This is a genomic window from Enterobacteriaceae endosymbiont of Plateumaris braccata (assembly GCF_012563325.1).
Lineage (GTDB): Bacteria > Pseudomonadota > Gammaproteobacteria > Enterobacterales > Enterobacteriaceae.
Genome location: NZ_CP046232.1, coordinates 45453 through 70733, shown reverse-complemented (window position 1 = coordinate 70733; position 25281 = coordinate 45453). Strand labels below are relative to the sequence as shown.

Below are 25281 nucleotides of genomic sequence, written 5' to 3'. Positions count from 1 at the left end.
TTTTTATGAATTCAAATTTAATTTTAATTACATTAATAATATATGATAATATTCATTAAAAATTTTATAAATAATAAATTTATTATAAAAAATAATATTTATTAATTAATTTATAATTAAGAATATATTTTTTAAGGAAATATTTATAATATGAAAAATAGATTTAATTTAAATTTACCAAATACTAAATTTCCAATGAAAGCAAATCTTTCTATAAATGAATTAATTATATTGAAAAAATGGGAAAATGATAATTTATATCAAAAAATACTTGATTCTAAAAAAGGGAAAGAAATTTTTCTTTTACATGATGGACCCCCATATGCTAATGGAAATATTCATATTGGTCATGCTTTTAATAAAATTTTAAAAGATATTATTATTAAATCTAAAAATATGAATGGATATAATGCTCCATTTATTCCAGGATGGGATTGTCATGGTTTACCTATAGAACAAAAAGTAGAACAAAGTTTAAGTATATTAAAGAAAAAAATTTCTCAATCACAATTAAGATTAAAATGTAGAAAATATGCATTACAACAGATAAAAAAACAAAAAAAAGATTTTATTAGATTAGGAGTTTTAGCTGACTGGAATAATCCATATTTAACTATGGATTTTAAAACAGAAGCTAATATTATTAGAACATTTAGTAAAATATTACAAAATAATCATATATATAAGGGAGAAAAACCAGTACATTGGTGTATTTCTTGTTGTTCTTCTTTAGCTGAAGCAGAAGTAGATTATATAAATAAAAAATCATTATCATTATATGTAAAATTTAAAATAATTGATATTAATTTTTTTAACACATTTTGTAATATAAAAAATAATTTTAATATTTCATTATTAATCTGGACAACAACACCATGGACATTACCTGCTAATAAAGCTGTAGCAATACATCCTAATATTATATATCAATTAATTAAAATTAATAATGAAATTATAGTTATTGCTAAAAAATTAGTTAAAAAAATAATGAAAAAATCTAAAATTATAGATTGGGAGATATTAGGTGAAATTAAAGGAATTTTTTTTAAAAATATTTTTTTATATAATCCTATAAATAATAATTCTACACCATTAATAATTACTAATTATATTTCAGAATATTCAGGAACAGGAATTGTTCATATTGCTCCAAATCATGGTTTAGATGATTATAATATATGTATTAAAAATAATATTAAAGGAATAAATATAATTAATAAAAAAGGATTTTTTATTAAAGGAATTCATCCTGATTTAGATCGTATAAATATATTTAATTCTGATAAAATAATTCAATTAATTTTAATTAAAAATAATTCATTATTTTTATCAGAAAAATATTTACATAGTTATCCATATTGTTGGCGTCATAAAATGCCTGTAATTTTTAAAGCTACACCCCAATGGTTTATTAGTATGGATAAAAATAATCTTAGAAATTTAACATTGAAAACAATGAAAAAAGTGAAATGGATACCTAATTGGGGATTTAATAGAATGCATAATATGTTAATTAATAGACCAGATTGGTGTATATCTCGTCAACGTTTTTGGGGCATTCCAATTCCATTATTTATACATAAAAAAACACAAAAAATACATTATGATTCTGTGAATTTAATAGAATCTATAGCAAAAATTATAGAAAAAAAAGGAATACAATCATGGTGGGATTTAGATATAACACAATTTCTAGGTATAGATGCAATAAATTATGAAAAAGTACTAGATGTATTAGATGTTTGGTTTGATTCTGGATCTACTTATTATTCAGTTATTTCAAATATAAAATATTTAAATAAACAAAAAATTGATATTTATTTAGAAGGATCTGATCAATATAGGGGTTGGTTTATTTCTTCATTAATAATTTCTACTTCGATAGAAAATAAAGCTCCATATAAAACAGTAATTAGTCATGGATTTACTGTAGATAATAAAGGTAAAAAGATGTCTAAATCTTTAGGTAATATTATTCATCCTCAAGAAATTATAAATCTATTAGGTAGTGATATAATAAGATTATGGGTATCTTTAACTGATTACTCTAATGATATTTGTATTTCTCAAAATATTTTAAATAAAACTACAGAAATTTATAGACGTATTCGTAATACAGCAAGATTTTTATTATCTAATTTAGATGGATTTATTCCTGAAAAAAATATGTTAAAAGAATCAAATATGTTAATATTAGATAGATGGATTATAAATAAAACTAAATTAATACAAAATTATATAATTAATAATTATAATAATTATAATATACAAAATGTAATAAAAAAAATAGTAAAATTTTGTTCCATTGATATGGGTTCCTTTTATTTAGAAATTATTAAAGATAGACAATATACTTTTAAAAAAAATAGTATAGCTAGATTAAGTAGTCAAACTGCATTGTATTTAATAATTGAATCACTAGTAAGATGGATTGCACCTATTTTATCTTTTACTGCAGATGAAATTTGGAATTACATACCTGGTAAAAGATCAAAATATGTATTTACAGAAGAATGGTATTCTGGACTGTTTGAATTATCTTCATATGAAATTATGAATAATAATTATTGGGAAGATTTATTTAAATTTAAAATTGAAATAAATAAAATTATCGAAAATGCAAGAGAAAAAAATATTATAGGTAGTTCTTTAGAAGCAGATATTATTTTATACCTAAATACAAATATTTATAATAAATTATTATTATTAGGTAATGAATTAAAATTTTTTTTATTAGTTTCTTCTGTCACTATTATAGAACATAAAGACAATTATAATAATAAATTAATAAATAAATTTCAAATAACAAAAATTGTTGGTAAAAAATGTTTAAGATGTTGGCATTATTATATTAAACTTACTAATAATATTTGTAATCGTTGTATACAAAATATTGAAGGAAATGGTGAAATACGTTTATTTGTTTAATATTTGAATATTACTATTATAATAAAATTTATGAAATATTTAAAAATAAATAATTATTTAAATATAATATTTATAAGTATAATAATATTTATTGATTTAATAAGTAAATTTTTTATTTTTAAAAAATTTAATTTATATGAATCTTATTATATTAATTCTCATTTAAATTTATATTATATTAATAATTATGGTATAATATTTGGTGTATTTGGAGAACAAAATAAATATAATTTAAGTATTATATTTTGTAATATTTTAATATTAATTTTATTATTTTATAAAAATATAAAGCAGAAATCTATAAATTTTATGTATAGTTTAGTTATTGCAGGATTATTAGGAAATTTAATTAATCGAATTATTAATGGTTTTGTTATAGATTTTATTGATATACATATAGGAAATTTACATTATCCTATTTTTAATTTAGCTGATATTTCAATAGTTATCGGTATTATACTTTTAATTATTTATTAAGTTTAATTTTAAATTGAATCAAAGATAATTTTAATTATAATAATTGTTATTTGTAAAATAAATTATATTTATTAATAGGTTTTTATAAAATGAAAAATAAATTTCGTTTAGCTATATCTGGTATTAATGGTCGTATGGGAAAAAATTTATTAATGATTATAAATCAAAATAAATATAATTGTATATTATTAAATGGTGTTTTAGAATCTAAAAAATCATTAGTAATTAATAATAATATTAAATATATATTTAAAAAAAACATATTATATAATTTATATATACAAGATAATATTATGAATATAATAAATGATTTTGATACATTAATTGATTTTACAAATCCTAAAACCACATTAAATTATGTTAACATTTGTAATCAATATAATAAAAATATTGTTATTGGTACAACTGGATTTTCTGAAGAAGAAAAAATACAAATAAAAAAAATGTCTAATAATATTGGTATTGTTATGTCATCTAATTTTAGTATAGGAGTTAATATAATATTTACAATATTAAAAAAAATATCTAAAATTTTTAATAAACAAAAAAATATTATAGATATTGACATTATTGAAAAACATCATAAAAATAAAATAGATTGTCCTTCAGGTACAGCATTATCTATAAAAAATATTATTTTAAATTTTTTTAATAAAAAAATTTTTAATAAAATTAATTGTCATTCTATAAGAGCTGGTGATATTTATGGTGAACATCAAATAATTTTATCTTCCATAGGAGAGCAAATTGAATTAATACATAAAGCTTCTAATAGATTAACTTTTGCTGAAGGAGCTTTACAAGCTGCTATATGGATTTCTAATACTAAACAAAAAGGAATATATGATATGTGTGATGTATTAGGAATATAAAAAATTAAATATTATGTTTTTATATTATAATTTATTTATAATCGTAAAAAATCTATATGATATATTTTAGTTAATTGATAAGGATGATATTGAATATCAGAAATTTTAACTCTGATAAGTTTATTTTTTTCATCAATTAATTGTAATATATGATATTTATTACTTAATAAATTATTATTTATATTTAATAAATCTTTATTTTTAATAAAAATAGAGATTTCTTTTTTTTTATTTCCATATATTATAGCTGGTATTTTACCATTAATACGTAACCATTTATTTGATTTTTTTCCTGTTATATTTCTTTTAAAAATTTTTATTTTATTCATTATTTTCTCAAGTAATTATATTTTTAAATTAAAAATTAATATAATTTTTTAGCGGTCTCTAATAAATCATTATTAAAAACTCTTTGCATTTTTTTGATAGCATAAATAATATCATTATGAACCATTTTATCATTTATAACTCCTATACATCTCCCACCATATCCTTTACATAATAGTTCTACTGAATATGCTCCCATACGAGAAGCTAAAATTCTATCATAAGCAACAGGAGAACCACCTCTTTGAATATGACCTAATACAGTTGTTCTTGTTTCACGTTGTATTTTTGTTTCAATAAACTTTGCTAATTTATTAATATCACAAATGTATTCTGTAATTAATACTATAGCATGTTTTTTACCTTTGTCTATTCCTAATTTAATTTCATTTACTAAATCATTTTGATTATAAGTAATTTCTGGTAAAACAATAAATTCACATCCTCCAGCAATAGCAGCAGCTAAAGTTAAATCTCCACAATATCTTCCCATTATTTCTACTAATGATATACGCTGATGAGACGAAGAAGTGTCTCTTAAACGATCAATAGCTTGAACAACTGTTTCTAATGCTGTAAAATATCCAATACTATAATCTGTACCTGCTACATCGTTATCAATAGTTCCTGGTATACCAATACATGGAAAACCCATTTCTGTTAAAGATTTTGCACCCATATAAGATCCATCACCCCCAATAACTACCAAAGCATCAATACCATAATTTTTCATATTTTTAATAGCTAATTTACGTATTTTAAGATTTTTAAATTGTGGAAATCTTGCTGAACCTAAAAAAGTACCTCCCCTATTAATAATATCTGATACACTATGTCTATTTAATTTTTTTATATTATTACTACATAGACCTAAATAACCATCATATATTCCAAATACTTCAATATCATTACCTATTGCAGTTCTTACAATACCTCTAATAGCAGCATTCATTCCTGGAGAATCACCACCACTAGTAAGAATACCTATTTTACGAATCATAAAAACCTCTTTTTTATTTTAAATCTTTAAATTAAATTTTATATTTTTAATTTTTAAAATATCCTTTATACTGTTCTGAAACCACTGAATATGGATCTTGATGTATTATTATATCTGAATTAGGAAATTTTTTATTTAAAGCTAATTCTATTTGTTCTGCAATAGAATGTGATTCTAATAAAGGTAAATAATCATCTAATACTAAATGTAATTGAATAAAACGTGTTGGACCAGATTTTCTAGTTTTTAATTGATGTGCTCCTTTTACTCCTGGCCATGAACTTACTAAATTTATTATTATTTTTTTTTCTTTATTAGGCAAAGCTTGATCTAATAAAGATTGAATTGCTTTATATCCAATTTTAAATGCATTATAAAAAATAAATAAGCCTACTATTAATGCTATTAATGAATCTGCTCTATGTATTCCAAAATAGTTTAAAACTAAAGCAATTAAAATTGCACTATTAATTAATATATCTGATTCATAATGTATCATATCAGCATGAGTTGCTTGACTATTTGTTTTATATATAACTTTTTTTTGAAATATAACTAAGATTAAAGTTAAAAAAAATGAAATTATTATTACTAATATTCCAATTATTGGATAATGTAATTTTTCAGGATTAGATAAATATTTAATACTATTTAAACATAAAAATAAAGTTGAACCTGAAATAAACATACTTTGTGCTAATGCTGATAATGATTCAGCTTTACCATGACCAAAAGTATGTTCTGAATCTGCTGGTTGTAATGAATAAAATATAATAAATAAGTTAATTGTTGAGGAAGTAATATCTACTAAAGAATCTATACATGCAGCCAACATACTAATAGATTTAGTATACCACCAAGCTAATATTTTCATTATTAATAATGTTAAAGATAATAAAATAGCTAAATTTGTTGCTTTAGTAACTAAATTAGTATATTGATTTTTTTTAATTATTTTGTTTACTTTAACATTCATGTTTATTTTTATTCCTATGAATTTTATCGATTTAGTAAATGAAAATTAATACTTATTGTATAAATTATAGTTTACTTTAACATTAATATTTATTCTATAATAAATATGTTAAATTAGAATTTTTTATTCTAATAAATTATTCAAAAATAAATTTAAATAATATAAAGCAAATGAACAATTTTGATGAAAAAACTTTTCAAGGAATGATATTTATTTTACAAAATTATTGGGCTCAACATGGATGTTGTATACTACAGCCAATAGATACAGAAGTAGGTGCAGGTACTTCACATCCAATGACATGTTTATATGCTATAGGATCTACAGTTAAAAATGTTGCATATATACAATTATCTAGAAGACCTTGTGATGGTAGATATGGAAAACATTCTAATAGATTACAACAATATTATCAATTTCAAGTTATAATGAAACCACCACCACATAACATCCAAGAATTATATTTACAATCATTACAAGCATTAAATTTAAATTTAGTGACAAATGATATTCGTTTTGTAGAAGATAATTGGGAAAATCCTACTCTTGGAGCTAATGGAGTTGGTTGGGAAATATGGATAAATGGAATGGAAATAACTCAATTTACATATTTTCAACAAGTTGGTGGATTATCATGTAATCCAATAACAGGAGAAATTACTTATGGTTTAGAAAGATTAGGTATGCATATACAACAAGTAGAAAATATTTTTAATTTAATATGGAGTAAAAATAAAAATCATTTTATTACTTATGGTGATATTTTAAAACAAAATGAGTTTGAACAATCTGATTATAATTTTAATTATGCAAATATTGAATTTCTTGTGAAGTCTTTTAAACACTATGAACAAGAAGTTACTTTTTTATTAAATTTAAAACATCCGTTAATTTTTCCAGCTTATGATAAAGTTTTAAAAGCTTCTCATTGTTTTAATTTATTAGAATCTCGTAGATTTTTATCTAACACTGAAAGACAAAGATATATTTTAAAATTAAGAAATATGACTAAATTAGTTGTAAAAAAATATTACCATTATATAAAATAGGAAATATCATTTATTATGAAAAAAGAAACTTTATTATTAGAAATAGGTATAGAAGATATTCCTTCTCAATATTTATTAAAAACTGTTCAAATAATTTTTGATAATTTTAAAAATGAATTAAAAAAAAATAATTTTTTATATAAAAAAATTATATGGTTTGCTACTCCTAGAAGAATTGCCATTCAAGTATTTTATTTAAATACAGTACAATTAAATTACATTTTAAAAATAAAAGGACCTACAATATCTAATTGTAATGATGAAAATATATTTTCAATAAATATTGTTAAACATTGGATTAAAAAATATCAAATTAAAGATATAAAAAAAATTATTATAAAAAATAATTATTTATTTTATAATAAACAAATTGAAGGACTTAATATTAAATTTTTATTAACACAAATGATTATAAATTCTTTAAAAAATTTTTCTTTACCTAATTTAATGTATTGGAATTATATAAATAAATATAGTCTAAAATTTATTAGACCTATAAGAACTATAACAGTTTTTTTAGGTAATAAAAATATACAAATAAATATTTTCAATATAAAATCTAGTAAAATTATATATGGACATCGTTTTATAGGTGAATCAAAAATTATTTTAGAAAATGCAGATCAATATGAACAGTCTCTTTTATATAAAGGAAATGTAATTGTTAATTTTTTAAAACGTAAAAATAAAATAATTAATGATATAAAAAAAATTGCTTATTCATTAAATGGATCAGTAAATTTATCAAATAATTTTTTAGAAGAACTAACATCTATGGTAGAATGGCCAGTAGTATTAACAGCAAAATTTAATTCTAAATTTTTGTCTTTACCTAATAAAATATTAGAATATATTATGATAAAATATCAAAAATATATTCCCTTATATGATATAGATAAAAATCTCTTGCCAAATTTTATTTTTATATCTAATGTTGAATCTCAAAATAATAATTTAATTATTAAAGGAAATGAAAAAGTAATTAAATCAAAATTTGAAGATGCTCAATTTCATTTTAAAAATGATTCTAAAAAAAAACTTGAACAATATATAAATAAATTAAAAAATATTATTTTTCAGAAAGATTTAGGTAATTTATTAGATAAAACGGTACGTTTAACAAAATTATCTAAATATATAGCAATTAAAATTAAAGCAAATATAAGTAATTGTATTAGAGCTAGTCAATTATCCAAATGTGATTTAGCTACAACAATGGTTCATGAATTTCCTGAATTGCAGGGTATTATTGGAATGTATTATGCAAAATATAATGGAGAAAATACAGATGTATGTATATCTATAAAAGAACAATATCAATATAAATTTAATGATAAAATACCTAAGAATTTAACTTCTTGTGTATTATTTTTATCTGATAAAATTGATACTTTAGTTGGTATTTTTGGTATATCTTTATTTCCTAAAAGTAATAAAGACCCATTTGCATTAAAAAGAATTGCATTAGTAATAATAAAAATTATAATTAATAATAAATTAAATTTAGATTTGTTAAAATTAATAAAAGTGTCAATATCTTTATATAACATAAATTTTAATAATAAAAATATTATTAATGACTTGATGAATTTTATAATTAATAGGTGTCAAAACTGGTATATATCATTAGGATTTCAAAAAAATATTATTAAAGCAGTATTAACAAATATTGTTAATAAACCATTAATTATAGATTTAAAAATAAAAACATTAAATTTATTTTTAAAAAAAGAAAAAAAACAAAATAAACTTTTAATTTATACTTATAAAAGAATAAATAAAATTTTACTAAAAAATAAATACTTTATTAGTGAAGATGTAAATTTATACCTTTTAAAAGAAAAAGAAGAAATAATATTATTTAATCATTTATTAAAATTGTCAAAAATTTTTTTATTGAAAATCAAAAATAATGAATATTATAATCTTTTATTAATATTGTCAGAATTATATTATCCTATAAATGATTTTTTTAAAAAAATTACAATAGATGTTAAAAATATAAAAATAAAAACAAACAGGATCACTATTCTTAATAAAATTAATCAATTTTTTACACAAATAGTTGATATAAATCAATTATATTAATTTTAATTGTTTTAATACTATTTCTATTATCATTTTATTTTTTTTAGCTATGGGAGTCATAGGCAATCTCATTGTATCATTATTTATTAATCCAATTTTTTTAGCAACCCATTTAATAGGGATTGGATTTGATTCTATAAATAATACATTATGTAATTTTATTAAATTTTCATTTAGTATTTCTGCTTTATGCCATTGATTTTTTTTTATGTAATTACAAAACTTACTCATTTCTAAGGCAGCAATATTAGCTGTAACAGAAATAATTCCATGACCACCTAATCTCATAAATTCTAAAGCAGTAGAATCATCTCCACTAATTAAATAAAAAGAATCATGTACTAAACGTTTAATTTTGTTAACACGTGATAAATTTCCAGTTGCTTCTTTAATACCAACTATATTTTTTATTTTAGATAAACGTCCTATTGTTTTTGGTAACAAATCACAACCAGTTCTAACTGGAACATTATATAATATTTGAGGTAATTCAGTATTATTTGCAATAGTTTTAAAATGTTGATATAAACCTTCTTGTGTAGGACGATTATAATATGGTGTTACACTTAAACATCCTATAATTCCTGAATTTTCTAATTTTGATGTTATTGATATACATTTAGATGTTGAATTAAATCCTGTTCCTGCTATAATTGGAATCCTACTTTTTGCAAAATCTATTGCTAGCATTACTATTTTTATATGTTCATTATAATTTAATGTAGCAGATTCACCTGTAGTACCCATAATAACTATAGCTTTTGTACCATTTTTAATATGATATTCAATAAGTCTTTTTAAACTTATTTTACAAATATTACCTTTAATATCCATTGGTGTAATAAGAGCTACAATACTTCCGGTGAACATTATAAACAATCCATTTAAAATAAATAATAATATTATTATACTAAAAAATTTTTAAAAAATAAACTTAATTAATTAATTCATTTAATTAAAGAAATTTATTTTTTTTGTAAAAATAATTCTATTTTTTTTTGAACATTTAAAATACAATCAGTATTATCTATTTTAGTATAAAAAAATTTTTTACTTAATGATTTATTAATGTAATAATTAATTAATGGTTTTGTTTTTTTAACATATTCGTTTAAACGATTGATAATCGTTTTTTTATTATCATCTGTTCTCATAATTAAATTTTCTCCTGTTATATCATCTTTTCCTGATATTTTAGGTGGATTAAATATTATATGATATGTTCTTCCTGAAGATTCATGAATTCTACGACCAATTATTCTTTCTACAATTTTATTTTCTGGAATATGTAATTCTATTACTTTATCTATATTTATATTTTCTTTTTGTAATATATTAGCTTGTAGAATATTTCTTGGATAACCATCTAATAAAAATCCTTTTTTACAGTTTGAACTTAATATTTTTTTTTTAATAATTTCAATTATTATGTCATCAGGAAGCATTAATCCACAATTAATAAATTTTTTTATTTTTTTAGATAAAATAGAATTATTATTTATAATATAGTTACGTAATATATTACCTATACAAATATTTGATAAATTATATTTTTCTGATATAAATTTAGCATAAGTCCCTTTACCTGATCCTGGTGGACCTAATAAAATTATACGCATTATAAAGATTCTCAAATTTTTTTAAAAGAAATTAAAATAATTTTCTTCGAATATAGTTATTTGATTAATATATTTCATAGTTAAATCTATTTGATCTAAATCACTTATGATATAATCTTTTAAAGATTTATTAATTTTAAAATTAAAAGATTTTATACCAGAAATAATTTTTTTATACTGTAAATCTATAATAAAAGTCATACCAGGTTGCTTTTGTATTATAAAAAATAATTCATTAATAATATTAATATCTAATATTATTAATAATAATTTATTATTTATTGCATTATTATAAAATATATCTGCATAACTTGATGCAATAATTGTGCGAAACCCAAAATCTATTAATGACCATGGAGCATGTTCACGTGATGAACCACAACCAAAATTATCTCGAGTTAGTAAAATTGTAGCATTTCGAAATTGTTTTTTATTTAAAATAAAATTTGGATTAGGAATATTACCATCATTGTCCATATATCTCCAATTATGAAATAAATGATTTCCAAATCCTACTTTTTCGTTTTTTTGTAAAAATTGTTTTGGTATAATTACATCTGTATCAATATTTGACATATTAAATGGAGCAACAATACCACTATATTGTAAAGAATGATTTTTCATTTTAAAAATATCTTATATCTATAAAATGTCCACATATAGCTGCTGCTGCAGCCATAGTAGGACTGACTAAATGAGTGCGACTATTTCTACCTTGACGACCTTCAAAATTTCTATTACTTGTAGAAGCACAACGTTCTCCAGGAAATAAAATATCACCATTCATTCCTAAACACATAGAACATCCAGGAAATCTCCATTCGAATCCAGAGTTTATAAATATTTTATCTAATCCTTCTAATTCTGCTTGTTTTTTAACCATATTAGATCCTGGAACTACTATTGCTTCAACATTATTTGATACTTTATATCCATTGATTATCTGCGAAGCAGATCTTAAATCTTCAATTCTAGAATTTGTACAAGAACCAATAAATACTTTATTAATATAAACATTAGTTAATTTCATACCTTCTTGTAAATCCATATATTTTAAAGCTTTTTTTGCTGTTTTTTGTTTAGATAATTCTTTAAATGAATCAATTAAAGGAATAGATTTATTTATATCTATAGATTGTTCTGGATTAATACCCCAAGTAATTTGAGGAGCAATATTAGAAATATCAATAGTAACAATTTTATTAAAAATTGCATCATGATCACTATATAATGTTTTCCAAAAATTTATAGCTTCTTTCCATAAAATTCCTTTAGGAGCCAAATTTTTATTTTTTAAATAATCAAAAGTAATATTATCTGGAGCAATTAAACCTGATTTAGCACCCATTTCAATAGTCATATTACATATTGTCATTCTACTTTCCATACTTAATTTTTTTATAACATTACCTGAAAATTCTACAATATATCCATTACAACCACTAATTCCTATTTTTTTAATTACAAATAAAATAATATCTTTTGCAGTAATTTTTGTAGGTATTTTACCAATAATTTTTATTAACATACTATTAAAACGTTTTTGTTTTAAAGTTTGTGTCGCTAAAACATGTTCAACTTCTGATGTACCTATTCCAAAAGATAATGCACCAAATGCACCATGTGTTGAAGTATGTGAATCTCCACAAACAATAGTCATTCCTGGTAATGTAATACCTTGTTCTGGACCAATAACGTGAACTATTCCTTGAAAAGGATGATTTATGTCATATAATTCAATATTAAATTCTTGACAATTTTTGACTAATATTTCCATTTGTTTTTTTGCTATAATTCCAGAACCATTAATATCTTTTATTTTTGTAGATACATTATGATCCATTGTTGCAAATGTTTTATTAGGTCTATAAACTATTCTTTTTTTATCACGTAATGCTTGAAAAGCTTGTGGAGAAGTTACTTCATGAATGTAGTGTCTATCAATATATAATATTTTTATATTATCTTTTAATTTACAAATAACATGACGATCATATATTTTATCGTATAATGTTTTTCCCATAAAATTTCCTATAATATTATAGATTCAGTAATTAATGTTCCCATATCTTCTGTTGTTACTATTTTTTCATGTAATTGATTAGTACATAAATCTTTTGTTCTATATCCTTCATTTAAAACTTTTTTAATTGCATTTTCTATTGTTTTTGAAATCTGTTTGTTTTTTAAACTATATTCTATCATCATTGATAATGATAAGATTTGAGCAATAGGATTAGCAATATTTTTTCCTGCAATATCAGGAGCAGAACCACCAGCTGGTTCGTATAAACCAAAAAATTTATTATTTAAACTAGCAGAAGGCAAATTACCAATGGATCCCGTAATCATAGCACATTGATCAGAAATAATATCTCCAAATAAATTATTAGATAAAATTACATCAAATTGTGATGGATTTTTCATTAATTGCATTACAGCATTATCAATATACATAAATTTTAATTTAACTTTTGAATATTGGTAGGATATATTTTTTAAAATTTCACGCCACATAATAGATGTATTTAATATATTAGCTTTGTCAAAACAACATATCATCTTGTTTCTTTGTAAAGCAATATTAAAAGCCATATGAGCTATTCTTTCTATTTCAAATCTATAATATATTTCTGTATCAAATGAATATTCATTAATACCATGTCCTTTTCTTCCATTAGGTTGCCCAAAATATATACCTCCAGTTAGTTCTCTTATACAAAGTATATTAAATCCTTTATTAATAATATGATTTTTTAAAGGACTTAACATATGTAAATTATTATAAATATATGCAGGACGTAAATTAATAAAAAGATTAAAATATTTTCTCAATTTTAATAAAGAATTTTTTTCTGGTCTTTTATTTAATGGTAAATAATCCCATTTAGGTCCTCCAACTGATCCAAATAATATTGCATTAGATTTTTCACAACCTAATAATGTTTTTTTAGGTAAAGCATCTCCATATTTATCAATAGCAGATCCACCTACTAAATATTTATTAGTAATAATTTCTATATTTAAAAAATTTTTTATTTTATTCAATACTTTAATTGCTTGCTTCATTATTTCTGGACCAATACCATCTCCAGGTAAAATTGCAATTCTAAATATGTTAGACATAATAATTTTATCCAAAAAAATAACAAATTTATTTATATTTTTTAATATGTTTCTTTTTTATTTGATTGAATCTCCATATACTATTAATGATTTTAATCATAGCAGCAACTGAAGCTTCTATTATATTTTTAGAAAATTCTATTCCATTAAAAACTTTTCCTTTATATAATATTTTTATATTAACTTGATTAGTAATTTTTTTATTATAATGTTGAGTATTAAATTTATATTTAATTATATTAAAATTATAATTTGTAATTTTATTTATAACTTTACATGTTGCATTTATATGATTAGTATCTTTTGCTGATTCTAATTTTATTAAATTACCACATTTTAATTTTAGGTTTATAGTTGTAATAAAATTATGTTGAGATTGAATGTTAAAGTCTTGTAAAGAGTAATATTCAGTTGTATTTTCAAATTTATCATTAAATGCTAAAGATTCTAAATCATAATCAAATATTTGTCCTTTTTTTTCTGCTAATTTAACAAAATCATTATATAATTTATTTATATCGTAATTATTATCTTTATATCCCATTAATTGCATATGATATTTTATAGCAGCTCTTCCTGATTTAGAAGTTAAATTAAGTTCTGTTTTATTTAAACCTATTATTTTAGGATTTAGAATTTCATAGGTATATTTATTTTTTATTATTCCGTCTTGATGAATTCCTGAAGAGTGTGAAAAAGCATTTTTTCCTACAATAGCTTTATTAAAAGCTATTGGAATATTACATATTTTGCTAACAATTTTACTTGTATTATATATATTATGATAATTAATATTAGTAAAAAAATTTATATCTTTTTTATGAGTATATAATGCCATTATTACTTCTTCTAAAGAACAATTGCCAGCCCTTTCTCCTATTCCATTTATAGTACCTTCTATTTGTCTAGCTCCAGAATTAATAGCAGTAATAGCATTTCCCACAGCCATACCTAAATCATTATGTGTATGTACAGATATAATACATTGATCAATATTTGAAACATTATTTTTTAAATTATAAATTAAATTACTATATTCATTAGGAAAAGTATATCCAACTGTATCAGGTATATTAATTGTCGTTGCACCTGCTTTTATAGCGGATTTAACAACTAAACATAAATCTTTTATCGGAGTTCTTCCTGCATCTTCACAAGAAAATTCAATATCATTAGTATATTTTTTAGCATATTTTATCATAAAAACAATACGTTCTATTACTTTTTCCAAAGTACTTTTTAATTTTGTAATAATATGTATTGGTGAAGTTGCTAAAAAAATATGTATTCTAAAATTAGAGGATATTTTTAAAGCTTCATAAGCTACATCAATATCTTTTTCTTTACATCTAGCTAAACCACATATTTTACTATTTTTTATAATTTTTGCTATTGTTTGAAAAGATTTAAAATCTTCAGGAGAAGAAATAGGAAAACCAACTTCTATTATATCAATACCCATTGATTCTAATGCTAAAGCTATCTCTATTTTTTCTTGAGTATTCAAGCTTTTTTTTAAAGATTGTTCCCCATCTCTTAATGTTGTATCAAAAATAATAATTTTTTCTTTCATAAAAATATAAATCTCTTTTAAAAATTTTAGTTAAATATTTTATAAATTTATATTAATATTATTAATATAAATTAATTAACAATTTTAATTGTTTATTAATTATTAAAAATATTTTATATTAAATATATAAATTATATGATTTGTAATCATAAAGATATTTGATTTTATAAAATATGTATATTTATAAGTTATAAATTAAATAAATATATAATTAAATTTATTTTAAGCATATTTTTGATAAATTTAATAAATTTTTTTTCAAATTTATTAAATAATTTAAATATTTATAAAAGTTTTTTTAAATTTTTTTTAAGATATTAAATTTTATTATATAAATATTTTGTAAAGTGAATATTATAATGATAGATAAATTTTATATGAAATACGCAATTAAATTAGCAAAGTTAGGTATTTTTACAACTACTCCTAATCCTAATGTAGGTTGTGTAATAGTTAATAACAATAAGATTGTTGGTACTGGATATCATTTAAAATCAGGTCAACATCATGCAGAAATTCATGCATTAAATATGGCAGGAAAATATGCAAAAAATTCTACTGTTTATATAACATTAGAACCATGTAATTATTTTAATTTAACTCCTCCTTGTTGTACTGCTTTAATAAAAGCTAAAGTTAATCGTGTCGTAATAGCAACTAAAGATCCTAATCCTAAAATAAATGGTTATGGATTAAAATTATTAAAAAAATTCGGAATAAAAATTAAATACAATTTTATGTCTAAAGAAGCTGAAAAATTAAATTTAGGTTTTTTTAAAAGAATGCGTACAGGTTTTCCTTGGATACAATTAAAATTAGCAACATCTTTAGATGGTAAAATAGGTCTTTATAATGGAATAAGTAAATGGATCTCTTCTAGAGAATCCAGAATGGATGTTCAGAAACTTAGAGCACAAAGTTCTGCAATTTTAAGTACAAGTAGTACAGTTTTAAAAGATAATTCTACTTTATTAGTTCGTTGGAATGAATTAAATAATCATATAAAAAAAATATATCCAAAAAATTTATTACGACAACCAATAAGAATTATTTTAGATAGATGTAATCTAATAAAACCTACTGATAAATTTATATTATTTCCAGGAAAAATATTTTTAATAAGATTAAAATATACATTTGAAAAATGGCCTTATTATGTTAAACAAATAATTATTCCAGAAAAAAATGGTTTTTTAAATTTAAAATATTTATTTAAACAATTAGGAAACAAAGGAATAAATAATATTCTTATAGAGGCTGGAAGTATATTAGCAGGATCTTTACTAAAAAATAAACTAGTAGATGAATTAATAATTTATTTGTCACCTAAATTACTAGGAAATATTGCGTTGAACTTTTGTAATCTTGATGAATTTTATCATATGTATGATGTTTTAAAATTTGATTTTACTAATATAAAAAAAATAGGTAAGGATTTAAGATTAAAATTAAAACCTTTATAAATTTAATGTTATTTTTAGAGATCTTTTATGAAAATAATTAATGAAACATTAATAGTTTCAGAAAAAATATCTGTAGCAATTATTATTGCTAGATTTAATGACTTTATCAATAAAAATTTGTTATATGCTGCTATTGATACATTACAAAGAATAGGGATGATAAAAAAAAACAATATAACTGTTATATGGGTTCCTGGATCATATGAATTACCATTAATAACTAAATTAATAATAAAAAAAAATTTTTATGATGGTATTCTAACTATAGGAACAATTATTAAAGGAGATACTTTACATTTTAAATATTTATCTCAATCTGTATGTTCTCAATTATTACATTTATCTATAAAATATCAAATACCTATTTCATATGGGGTACTAACTACTAATAATATAGAACAAGCAATAGAAAGATCTGGTAGTAAAATAGGAAATCGAGGAACTGAATCAGCTTTAACATTATTAGAAATGATAAATATATCTAAAAAAATTAAATCTCTAAGTATAAAAAAGGAATTATAGTGAAATTTACAGATAGATATCAAGCTCGTAGATATGCTTTACAAGCAATTTATTCTTGGCAAATATCTAAAAATACTTTTAGTGATATTCAATATTATTTTTTGAATGAATCTATAAAAGATCTTGGAAATATTGATATTAATTATTTTAATGAGTTGATAAATGGAGTTATAGTAAATAGTGTATATTTAGATAATTTAATGAAACCTTTTTTATCACGTCAATTATTTGAATTAGGTCAAATTGAAAAAGCTATTTTAAGAATTTCTTTATATGAACTAATTAATCGTTTAGATGTTCCTTATAAAGTGATTATTAATGAAGGTATTTGTTTAGCAAAATGTTTTGGAGGAGTAGATAATAGTTATAAATTTATAAATGGTGTTTTAGATAAAATAGTCACTAAAATAAGAATTTAAATATTGATTTAATATAGATTTTTTATATATTAAAAAAATTTTATGTAAAAAATATTTAATAATTTTTATTAAAAAATTTTAAATATTTTATTAATAATAAAATTATTCTATAATTTAGAAGAAATATTTTTTGAAATATTTTCACCTAAAATAATACTAATTAATTTTAAATTAAATTCAATAGAATATTTAACACTCTGTGCTGTTAACAATTTATATTTATTATCCCAACATACTGGATCATTTGACCATTGTTCAGATGGAATTAAATTTTTAAATCCTAAGTATCCGGTCATTTTTGCTTTGGGAAAAATATTATTTGATACTATTGTAATAGCAGGAGTAGCACAAATTGCACCTATAATTTTTTGATCATCTTTAAATTTATAAATGTATTTTAATAATAAATTATTAGATTGAAAATGTTTGGCTGCTTGTAAACCTCCAGGAATAACCATAGCGATACAATCATCGTTGTTTTTTAAATCTTTTAAAAGAACATCACAAATTAAATTTGTACCATGAGCACAAGCAATATGATAATTATTAGTTGTGCTTACTACAGTGACATTCATATTACTTCTATTTAAAATATCAATAGATGAAACAGTTTCTATTTCTTCTACACCATCAGTAATACAAATTAAAACAGAATAACATTTTGACATTTATATTATATCCTTTTTAAAAAATTTTTTTTAATTTTATATACGGGAAAATTCATACATATTTCTAATATTTTTTCTTTAATATATAAAATATTTTCGTTCTGTTTATCAAGAATATCAGCAATAATATTTGATATTAATGATACTTCATATTCTTTAAAACCTCTTCTGGTAATTGCGGGAGTACCTATTCTTATACCTGATGTAATAAAAGGAGGTTCTAAATCATCTGGTATGCTATTTTTATTTACAATAATATTATACTTTGCTAATAATTTTTCAGCTTTAATTCCAGTCATATTTGTAATAGATAAATCTATTAAAAATAAATGATTATATGTATGATTTGAAATAATTTTATAGTTACGTTTTTTAAAAATTGAAACCATTAATTTAGCATTTTTTAAAACTTGTTTTTGATATATCAAAAATTCTGGTTTGGAAGCTTCTTTAAATGCTACAGCTTTAGCTGCAATAATATGCATTAAAGGTCCACCTTGAGTTCCTGGAAATACAGAAGAATCTAATTTATTAAAAAGGTTATTGATATTTTTTGAAGCTAAAATTAATCCACCTCTCGGTCCTGCTAAAGTTTTATGTGTTGTAGTAGTTACTACATGAGCGTATGGTATTGGATTAGGATATAATCCAGTTGCTACTAAACCTGCTACATGTGCCATATCAATAAGCAAATATGCTTTCACAAGATCAGCTATTTCTCTCATTTTTTTCCAATCACATATTCCAGAATAAGATGAAAAACCACCAATTATCATTTTAGGTTTATGTATTTTTGCTAATTTTAATAAATTATTATAGTCAATAATGCCTTTATTATTAACTTTATAAGATATATTTTTATAAATTTTTCCTGAAAAATTAACTGTGGATCCATGAGTTAAATGACCACCATGAGAACTTTCCAAACCCATTATTTTATCACCAGGATTTAATAATGCAGAATATACAGCAAAATTAGCTTGTGATCCTGAATGAGGTTGCACATTAGCATAACTTGCATTAAATAATTTTTTAGCTCTATTTATAGCTATTTTTTCTATTTTATCAATATATTTACATCCACCATAATATCTTTTATTAGGATATCCTTCTGCATATTTATTAGTTAATTGAGAACCTTGAACATACATTACATAAGGTGAAGCATAATTTTCAGAAGCAATTAATTCTATATGTTCTTCTTGACGTTTAATTTCTTTTTGAATTAATTTCCATATTTTAATATCATAATTTGAATAATCTATAATTTGATTCAAAATCAAATACCTCCCTCTAACTTCTAAAATTCATTATATTAATGTATTTTATTTTTTCTTTTTAAAGAAAAAAATTTTTTAATGGTATTAGTGCATTCATTAACTAATACTCCAGAATTAATTTTTATACAATAATTTATATTATAAATACTTAATAAGTCTATAAAAGATCCTATATTAGAATATTTATTATTACTAATACTATATACTAAACGATTAATTCTACTAATAATAATTGCACCAGAACACATTAAACATGGTTCTAATGTTACATACATAGTTGTATTTAATAATCTATAATTTTTTAAAAATTTACCGGCTTTTCTTAATGCTATAATTTCAGCATGTCCTGTAGGATCATTTTTTTTAATAGAATTATTTTTACCTTCTGATATAATTTTATTATTTTGTATGATTACAGCACCAACTGGTATTTCACCAGATTTAATTGCTAATTTTGCTAAATTTAAAGCATAATTCATCCAATAAATATCATTTTTCATTCAGAATTATAACCTTTTTATTAATATATTTGTTAAATATAAAAATAAATAAAACATGAAATTAAATAAAATTATATAACATATTTTAATTAATAAATCAATTTTAGTTAATTTTTTAAGTAAAAAAATACATATTAGGTATATATAAAAATATAGGATTAAGATTATTAATTTGTCAATATTATTAAAATTTTATTTATAATAAATTTATCTTATTATAAATAAATATTTATATATTATATAAATAATAAAAAATATAATGTAATTATTACTAATAAGAGATATTTAAATGATTAAAAATATTACTGCAGTTCATGGTATGCATGACTATTTTTTTCCAGATACTAAATTATGGGAATATATTGAAAATGTTATTAAACGTATATTAATTAATTATGGTTATAAAGAAATCAAAATTCCTATTTTAGAAAAAAGTATTTTATTTAAACAAGTAATAGGTGAAATGACAGATATTGTAGAAAAAGAAATGTATAATTTAAATGATAGAAATGGAGAAAGCCTTACCTTGAGACCAGAAGGTACTGCTGGTTGTATTAGAGCAGTAATAGAGCATAATGCTTTTAATTTCTTAAATCAAAGATTATGGTATAATGGTCCTATGTTTCGTTATGAAAGGCCACAAAGAGGAAGATACAGACAATTTAATCAAATAGGTATTGAAGTATTAGGGTTAGAATCCCCTTATATAGATTCTGAAATTATTATAATGACATATTATATTTGGAAAGAACTAAATATTATAAATAATGTTTTTTTAGAAATTAATTCTATTGGATCTATTGAAGATAGAGAAAAATATATTAAAAAACTTATAGCATATTTAGAAAAATATTTTCATTTACTAGATGAAGATTGTAAGAGAAGAATGTATAAAAATCCTTTAAGAATATTAGATAGTAAAAATCCTGATATTCAGGAATTATTAAATAATGCTCCTAAATTAAAAAATTTTCTTAGTAAAAATTGCATAATAAAATTAAATAAATTATGTGATATACTAAATATGATAAAAATCAATTTTTCTATAAATTATCGTTTGGTTAGAGGATTAGATTATTATAATGATATTGTATTTGAATGGACTACTAATCAATTAGGATCTCATAAAACTATTTGTGGTGGTGGTAGATATGATAAATTAATTACTAAATTAAGTAAAAAAAATAATATTAATGGTATGGGTTGTGCTATTGGAATAGAACGTTTAATATTATTAGTTAAAAAAATTAATGCAATAAAATTACAAATAAATTATTTAATAGATATTTATCTTGTTCCAATGGATGTTGATTTAACTTTACGTAAAGCTATTTTTATTCGTGAAATAATTAGAAAAAAATTTCCTCTGTTAAAAATAGTTATTAGTTATTATTTTAGTAATTTAAAAAAACAAATTATTCAAGCAATTAAGCAAAAAGTTCACTTTCTTTTAATTATTGGAAAAAAAGAAATAAATAATAATCAATTAACAATAAAAGATTTATTTTTAAAAAAACAAATAACTTTTCTTGAAAAAGAACTAATAATAACATTAATAAAAATTTTTAATTATTAAAAGAATCTGTTTATATATTTTACTATATTTTTAATAAAAATTAATATTCTTTATTATTTATATATTTGTTAATAAAAATTAAAAAATTTATTTATAATATTATAAATACAAAAGATAATTTTTTATTTTTAAAATATTTTATATGATTAACTTAAAGAGAGAGTCATGAAATTGCAAAAATTAATATTAATATTTTTTATATTTTGTTCTTTAATATTAACTGGATGTTCAAATAACAATAATTATTGTTCTCCAGATTACAAAAATATACTGAAATATTATAAAAATAATCTAAAAATTTTTAAAAAAAATCAAATAAATCCTAGATTAATTTGGTTTAATAAAATTATTAAAAAATCAGATAATAGTTTTTCAAAACTACATTTAGCGTATAAACATGGATTAATATATATTGCGAATAAAAATGGTATAGTAAAATGTGTTAATATGAAAAATGGTAAAATAATATGGAATATAAATCTTGCTAAAAAAAATTTTTGTATATTTTCATATTGTTTATCTGAAGAATTATCAAGTGGTCCTGTTGTATCAAATAATTATTTATATTTAGGAAGTGAAAAAGGTAAAATTATTGCTTTAAACAATAAAAATGGTAATAAAATATGGGAAACATTTGTTTTTAGTGAAGTATTATCCGACCCAGTTATTTCAAAAAATATTTTAATTGTACATAATGATAATAATATTTTACAAGGATTAGATAAAAATAACGGTCATATTTTATGGACAATAAGTTTAGGTCCTTTAGAACCATATTCATTTAGAGGTACATCAAAACCAGCAGTATTTTTTGATAATATTATAACTGGTAGTGATAATGGTATTGTTAGTTCTTGCATATTAAATAATGGTTTCATAATTTGGCAAAGAGATTTAACAAAAATTCCTAATTCATTTAATTCTTTAAATTTTAATGATATTGATGCTCAACCAATAATTGCAAATGGAATAGTTTATGTAGTTTCATATAATGGAAATTTTAATGCTTTAGATCTTTCTAATGGTAATATTATTTGGAAAAAATTATATAAAGTATCTGGTGATTTTATCATTAATAATAATAGTATTTATTTTTTTGATATAAACAATAATCTTTTATCATTAAATATTGATACAGGAAATATTATTTGGTCACAAAAAAAATTTGCATATAAAAAAACCATAACCCCAATTTATTATAAAAATAATATTATAATTATAGACAAACAAGGTAAAATTTATTTTTTAAATGCTAATAATGGAAATATTATCAGTCATAAATTTATTAAAAAATTTAATGATTATATACAATCATCATTATTAGTTCATGATAAATTAATTTTGCAAACTTATAATGGTATAATATATATGTTTAAATTATAAATTATTAATTATGTAATATAGTGAGAGTAAATAATGTTAAATTATCCTATAGTTACTATAGTAGGATCACCAAATTCAGGAAAATCTACTTTATATAATTTATTAACTAAAACTAATAAAGCATTAGTTAATGATATCCCTGGATTTACAAGAGATAGAAATTATGGATATGTAAAAATAAATAAATATCGATTTATTTGTATTGATACAGGTAGCATAATTAATAATGTTAAAAAAGAAAAAATAAAATTAATTAATTCTTTAGTAAACAAACAAACTTTTCAAGCTATTAAAGAATCAGACTTAATTTTATTTATAATAAAAGGATTATATCTAACAAATACAGATTATGAAATTATAAATATAATAAGAGTACATAAAAAAAATGTTATAATTATTTTAAATAGAAAACATAATGATTTTTATGAAAAAGAATTTTATTCTTTAGGATATAAATTATATCCTATTAATATTATTAATATTAACTGTATTAATAAATTATTAATATTATTATTACCTTATATCAAAAATATTTACTTTAAAAAAAAATTAATTAAAAACCAAAACTATAAATATTTAAATAACATTAAAAATAATAATATAATATTATCAATTATAGGTATTCCTAATGTTGGTAAATCTACTTTAATTAATACAATTCTTAAAGAAGAAAGAATGATTGTAAATCATTCGGCTGGAACCACTAGAGATAGTATTACTATACCAATAACAAATATCAATCAAATAGTAACAAAATATTTTAAAAATTTAATTATTATTGATACTGCAGGTATTAAAAAAAAAAATAAAGTACAAAATAAAGAAAAAAATATAATTAAAAATTCTTTTAAATCTATAAAAAAATCAAATATAATTTTATTTATTATTGATGGTTCTAAAGAAATATTTTCTAATCAAGAAACTATTATAATAAATTATATTATTAATCAAGGAAAACCTATTATTATAGCAATTAATAAATATGATTTAATTCATATACAGAAAATAAAACAAATAAAAAAGGTAATTAGAATTAAATTTCCGTTTATCCCTATAATATTTATATCAGCTAAATATGGTATAGGATTAAAAAATTTATTTAAATTTTTATTTAAAACATATAATTTAACTAATCAAAAAATTAAGACTTCACAATTAATGAAAATTATGTATTTAGCAATTAACAATTTTCCACCTCCTATAATTAAAAAACATCGTATAAAGTTAAAATATATACATGTAGGTAAATATAATCCATTAACTTTAATTATTCATGGAAATCAAATAACAAAATTAGAAAATAATTATAAACGTTATTTATTAAATTTTTTATATAAAAATTTAAAATTTTTTGGTATTCCTATTTTTTTAAAATTTAAAGAAAATAAAAATCCTTATAATAAAAATTATATTAATTAATTAATATAATTAATTT

Annotated in this window: 23 protein-coding genes; 11 read left to right on the top strand and 12 right to left on the bottom strand. The window is 20.4% G+C overall.

The genetic code is table 11. The features are described from left to right. Nucleotides 1-150: 150 nt before the first annotated feature. From ileS to dapB, 3 genes are all read left to right on the top strand, one after another. On the top strand, nt 151-2928 hold the full coding sequence (ileS, locus tag GJT80_RS00350) for an isoleucine--tRNA ligase (RefSeq protein WP_168867427.1): 2778 nt from the start codon (nt 151-153) through the stop codon (nt 2926-2928). A 30-nt stretch (nt 2929-2958) separates the two neighbouring features. Beyond that, nucleotides 2959-3405, top strand: a complete 447-nt coding sequence (gene lspA, locus GJT80_RS00345) for a signal peptidase II (RefSeq protein WP_168867426.1) — start codon at nt 2959-2961, stop codon at nt 3403-3405. A gap of 89 nt (nt 3406-3494) precedes the next feature. After that, on the top strand, nt 3495-4277 hold the full coding sequence (gene dapB, locus GJT80_RS00340; protein ID WP_168867425.1) for a 4-hydroxy-tetrahydrodipicolinate reductase: 783 nt from the start codon (nt 3495-3497) through the stop codon (nt 4275-4277). Nucleotides 4278-4312: 35 nt separating this feature from the next. On the opposite strand, the gene rplY is transcribed toward dapB, so the two are convergent. The 3 genes from rplY to GJT80_RS00325 are packed head-to-tail and all read right to left on the bottom strand — an operon-like array spanning nt 4313 to nt 6580. Continuing rightward, a complete protein-coding gene (gene rplY, locus GJT80_RS00335; RefSeq protein WP_168867424.1) occupies nt 4313-4606 on the bottom strand; it encodes a 50S ribosomal protein L25 in 294 nt (97 codons plus the stop codon). A gap of 35 nt (nt 4607-4641) precedes the next feature. Continuing rightward, nucleotides 4642-5604, bottom strand: coding sequence for a 6-phosphofructokinase (pfkA, locus tag GJT80_RS00330; protein WP_168867423.1), 963 nt, complete (start codon nt 5602-5604; stop codon nt 4642-4644). A 46-nt stretch (nt 5605-5650) separates the two neighbouring features. Further along, complete coding sequence (locus GJT80_RS00325) at nt 5651-6580, bottom strand: cation diffusion facilitator family transporter (RefSeq protein ID WP_168867422.1); 930 nt, start codon at nt 6578-6580, stop codon at nt 5651-5653. A 170-nt stretch (nt 6581-6750) separates the two neighbouring features. Here GJT80_RS00325 and glyQ point away from each other — a divergent pair, with 170 nt between their 5' ends. Both glyQ and glyS read left to right on the top strand, forming a co-directional pair. After that, nucleotides 6751-7629 (top strand): glycine--tRNA ligase subunit alpha, encoded by an 879-nt coding sequence (gene glyQ, locus GJT80_RS00320; protein WP_168867421.1) that lies wholly within the window; start codon nt 6751-6753, stop codon nt 7627-7629. Nucleotides 7630-7644: 15 nt separating this feature from the next. Further along, nucleotides 7645-9717: a glycine--tRNA ligase subunit beta gene (gene glyS / locus GJT80_RS00315; RefSeq protein WP_168867420.1), complete on the top strand. Its 2073-nt coding sequence runs from the start codon at nt 7645-7647 to the stop codon at nt 9715-9717. Here the strand turns inward: glyS and dapA are convergent. The 6 genes from dapA to leuA all read right to left on the bottom strand — a co-directional run bounded on the left by dapA (nt 9709) and on the right by leuA (nt 16035). Continuing rightward, nucleotides 9709-10587 (bottom strand): 4-hydroxy-tetrahydrodipicolinate synthase, encoded by an 879-nt coding sequence (dapA, locus tag GJT80_RS00310; protein ID WP_168867419.1) that lies wholly within the window; start codon nt 10585-10587, stop codon nt 9709-9711. The two genes, glyS and dapA, sit on opposite strands and share 9 nt — an antisense overlap. A 95-nt stretch (nt 10588-10682) precedes the next feature. Beyond that, on the bottom strand, nt 10683-11336 hold the full coding sequence (locus GJT80_RS00305; RefSeq protein WP_168867418.1) for an adenylate kinase family protein: 654 nt from the start codon (nt 11334-11336) through the stop codon (nt 10683-10685). Nucleotides 11337-11357: 21 nt separating this feature from the next. Continuing rightward, the gene (leuD, locus tag GJT80_RS00300) at nt 11358-11960 is read right to left on the bottom strand and encodes a 3-isopropylmalate dehydratase small subunit (RefSeq protein ID WP_168867417.1); all 603 of its coding nucleotides are present in this window, start codon (nt 11958-11960) and stop codon (nt 11358-11360) included. Between the two features lies 1 nt (nt 11961). Further along, nucleotides 11962-13359 carry a 3-isopropylmalate dehydratase large subunit gene (gene leuC, locus GJT80_RS00295; protein ID WP_168867416.1) on the bottom strand — a complete coding sequence of 466 codons (1398 nt, stop codon included), beginning with the start codon at nt 13357-13359 and terminating at the stop codon, nt 11962-11964. Between the two features lie 8 nt (nt 13360-13367). Continuing rightward, nucleotides 13368-14462, bottom strand: coding sequence for a 3-isopropylmalate dehydrogenase (leuB, locus tag GJT80_RS00290; RefSeq protein WP_168867415.1), 1095 nt, complete (start codon nt 14460-14462; stop codon nt 13368-13370). 28 nt (nt 14463-14490) lie between these two features. Next, complete coding sequence (gene leuA, locus GJT80_RS00285; protein ID WP_168867414.1) at nt 14491-16035, bottom strand: 2-isopropylmalate synthase; 1545 nt, start codon at nt 16033-16035, stop codon at nt 14491-14493. 359 nt (nt 16036-16394) lie between these two features. Between leuA and ribD the strand changes: the two genes are divergently transcribed. From ribD to nusB, 3 genes are read left to right on the top strand one after another with little or no spacing between them, the layout of a single operon-like run. Further along, nucleotides 16395-17498, top strand: coding sequence for a bifunctional diaminohydroxyphosphoribosylaminopyrimidine deaminase/5-amino-6-(5-phosphoribosylamino)uracil reductase RibD (ribD, locus tag GJT80_RS00280; protein ID WP_168867413.1), 1104 nt, complete (start codon nt 16395-16397; stop codon nt 17496-17498). Between the two features lie 27 nt (nt 17499-17525). Next, nucleotides 17526-18020: a 6,7-dimethyl-8-ribityllumazine synthase gene (ribH, locus tag GJT80_RS00275; RefSeq protein ID WP_168867412.1), complete on the top strand. Its 495-nt coding sequence runs from the start codon at nt 17526-17528 to the stop codon at nt 18018-18020. After that, entirely contained in the window at nt 18020-18439 is a 420-nt protein-coding gene (nusB, locus tag GJT80_RS00270; RefSeq protein ID WP_168867411.1) for a transcription antitermination factor NusB, read from the top strand. Before ribH ends, nusB begins: the two co-directional genes overlap by 1 nt. A 107-nt stretch (nt 18440-18546) precedes the next feature. On the opposite strand, the gene GJT80_RS00265 is transcribed toward nusB, so the two are convergent. The 3 genes from GJT80_RS00265 to tadA are packed head-to-tail and all read right to left on the bottom strand — an operon-like array spanning nt 18547 to nt 20887. Then, nucleotides 18547-19107 (bottom strand): DJ-1 family glyoxalase III, encoded by a 561-nt coding sequence (locus tag GJT80_RS00265; protein ID WP_168867410.1) that lies wholly within the window; start codon nt 19105-19107, stop codon nt 18547-18549. 5 nt (nt 19108-19112) lie between these two features. Next, entirely contained in the window at nt 19113-20387 is a 1275-nt protein-coding gene (glyA, locus tag GJT80_RS00260) for a serine hydroxymethyltransferase (protein ID WP_168867799.1), read from the bottom strand. A 35-nt stretch (nt 20388-20422) separates the two neighbouring features. Further along, complete coding sequence (gene tadA, locus GJT80_RS00255; RefSeq protein WP_168867409.1) at nt 20423-20887, bottom strand: tRNA adenosine(34) deaminase TadA; 465 nt, start codon at nt 20885-20887, stop codon at nt 20423-20425. Nucleotides 20888-21176: 289 nt separating this feature from the next. Here tadA and hisS point away from each other — a divergent pair, with 289 nt between their 5' ends. The 3 genes from hisS to der all read left to right on the top strand — a co-directional run bounded on the left by hisS (nt 21177) and on the right by der (nt 25265). Beyond that, nucleotides 21177-22463 carry a histidine--tRNA ligase gene (gene hisS / locus GJT80_RS00250; protein ID WP_168867408.1) on the top strand — a complete coding sequence of 429 codons (1287 nt, stop codon included), beginning with the start codon at nt 21177-21179 and terminating at the stop codon, nt 22461-22463. A gap of 165 nt (nt 22464-22628) precedes the next feature. Continuing rightward, nucleotides 22629-23846 (top strand): outer membrane protein assembly factor BamB family protein, encoded by a 1218-nt coding sequence (locus GJT80_RS00245; RefSeq protein WP_168867407.1) that lies wholly within the window; start codon nt 22629-22631, stop codon nt 23844-23846. A gap of 33 nt (nt 23847-23879) precedes the next feature. Next, nucleotides 23880-25265 carry a ribosome biogenesis GTPase Der gene (gene der, locus GJT80_RS00240; RefSeq protein WP_168867406.1) on the top strand — a complete coding sequence of 462 codons (1386 nt, stop codon included), beginning with the start codon at nt 23880-23882 and terminating at the stop codon, nt 25263-25265. Nucleotides 25266-25281: the final 16 nt, after the last annotated feature.

Coding starts and splice junctions, on each gene's coding strand:
- ileS (WP_168867427.1), top strand. CDS start 151: ATGAAAAATAGATTTAATTTAAATTTACCAAATACTAAATTTCCAATG.
- lspA (WP_168867426.1), top strand. CDS start 2,959: ATGAAATATTTAAAAATAAATAATTATTTAAATATAATATTTATAAGT.
- dapB (WP_168867425.1), top strand. CDS start 3,495: ATGAAAAATAAATTTCGTTTAGCTATATCTGGTATTAATGGTCGTATG.
- rplY (WP_168867424.1), bottom strand. CDS start 4,606: ATGAATAAAATAAAAATTTTTAAAAGAAATATAACAGGAAAAAAATCA.
- pfkA (WP_168867423.1), bottom strand. CDS start 5,604: ATGATTCGTAAAATAGGTATTCTTACTAGTGGTGGTGATTCTCCAGGA.
- GJT80_RS00325 (WP_168867422.1), bottom strand. CDS start 6,580: ATGAATGTTAAAGTAAACAAAATAATTAAAAAAAATCAATATACTAAT.
- glyQ (WP_168867421.1), top strand. CDS start 6,751: ATGAACAATTTTGATGAAAAAACTTTTCAAGGAATGATATTTATTTTA.
- glyS (WP_168867420.1), top strand. CDS start 7,645: ATGAAAAAAGAAACTTTATTATTAGAAATAGGTATAGAAGATATTCCT.
- dapA (WP_168867419.1), bottom strand. CDS start 10,587: ATGTTCACCGGAAGTATTGTAGCTCTTATTACACCAATGGATATTAAA.
- GJT80_RS00305 (WP_168867418.1), bottom strand. CDS start 11,336: ATGCGTATAATTTTATTAGGTCCACCAGGATCAGGTAAAGGGACTTAT.
- leuD (WP_168867417.1), bottom strand. CDS start 11,960: ATGAAAAATCATTCTTTACAATATAGTGGTATTGTTGCTCCATTTAAT.
- leuC (WP_168867416.1), bottom strand. CDS start 13,359: ATGGGAAAAACATTATACGATAAAATATATGATCGTCATGTTATTTGT.
- leuB (WP_168867415.1), bottom strand. CDS start 14,462: ATGTCTAACATATTTAGAATTGCAATTTTACCTGGAGATGGTATTGGT.
- leuA (WP_168867414.1), bottom strand. CDS start 16,035: ATGAAAGAAAAAATTATTATTTTTGATACAACATTAAGAGATGGGGAA.
- ribD (WP_168867413.1), top strand. CDS start 16,395: ATGATAGATAAATTTTATATGAAATACGCAATTAAATTAGCAAAGTTA.
- ribH (WP_168867412.1), top strand. CDS start 17,526: ATGAAAATAATTAATGAAACATTAATAGTTTCAGAAAAAATATCTGTA.
- GJT80_RS00265 (WP_168867410.1), bottom strand. CDS start 19,107: ATGTCAAAATGTTATTCTGTTTTAATTTGTATTACTGATGGTGTAGAA.
- tadA (WP_168867409.1), bottom strand. CDS start 20,887: ATGAAAAATGATATTTATTGGATGAATTATGCTTTAAATTTAGCAAAA.
- hisS (WP_168867408.1), top strand. CDS start 21,177: ATGATTAAAAATATTACTGCAGTTCATGGTATGCATGACTATTTTTTT.
- GJT80_RS00245 (WP_168867407.1), top strand. CDS start 22,629: ATGAAATTGCAAAAATTAATATTAATATTTTTTATATTTTGTTCTTTA.
- der (WP_168867406.1), top strand. CDS start 23,880: ATGTTAAATTATCCTATAGTTACTATAGTAGGATCACCAAATTCAGGA.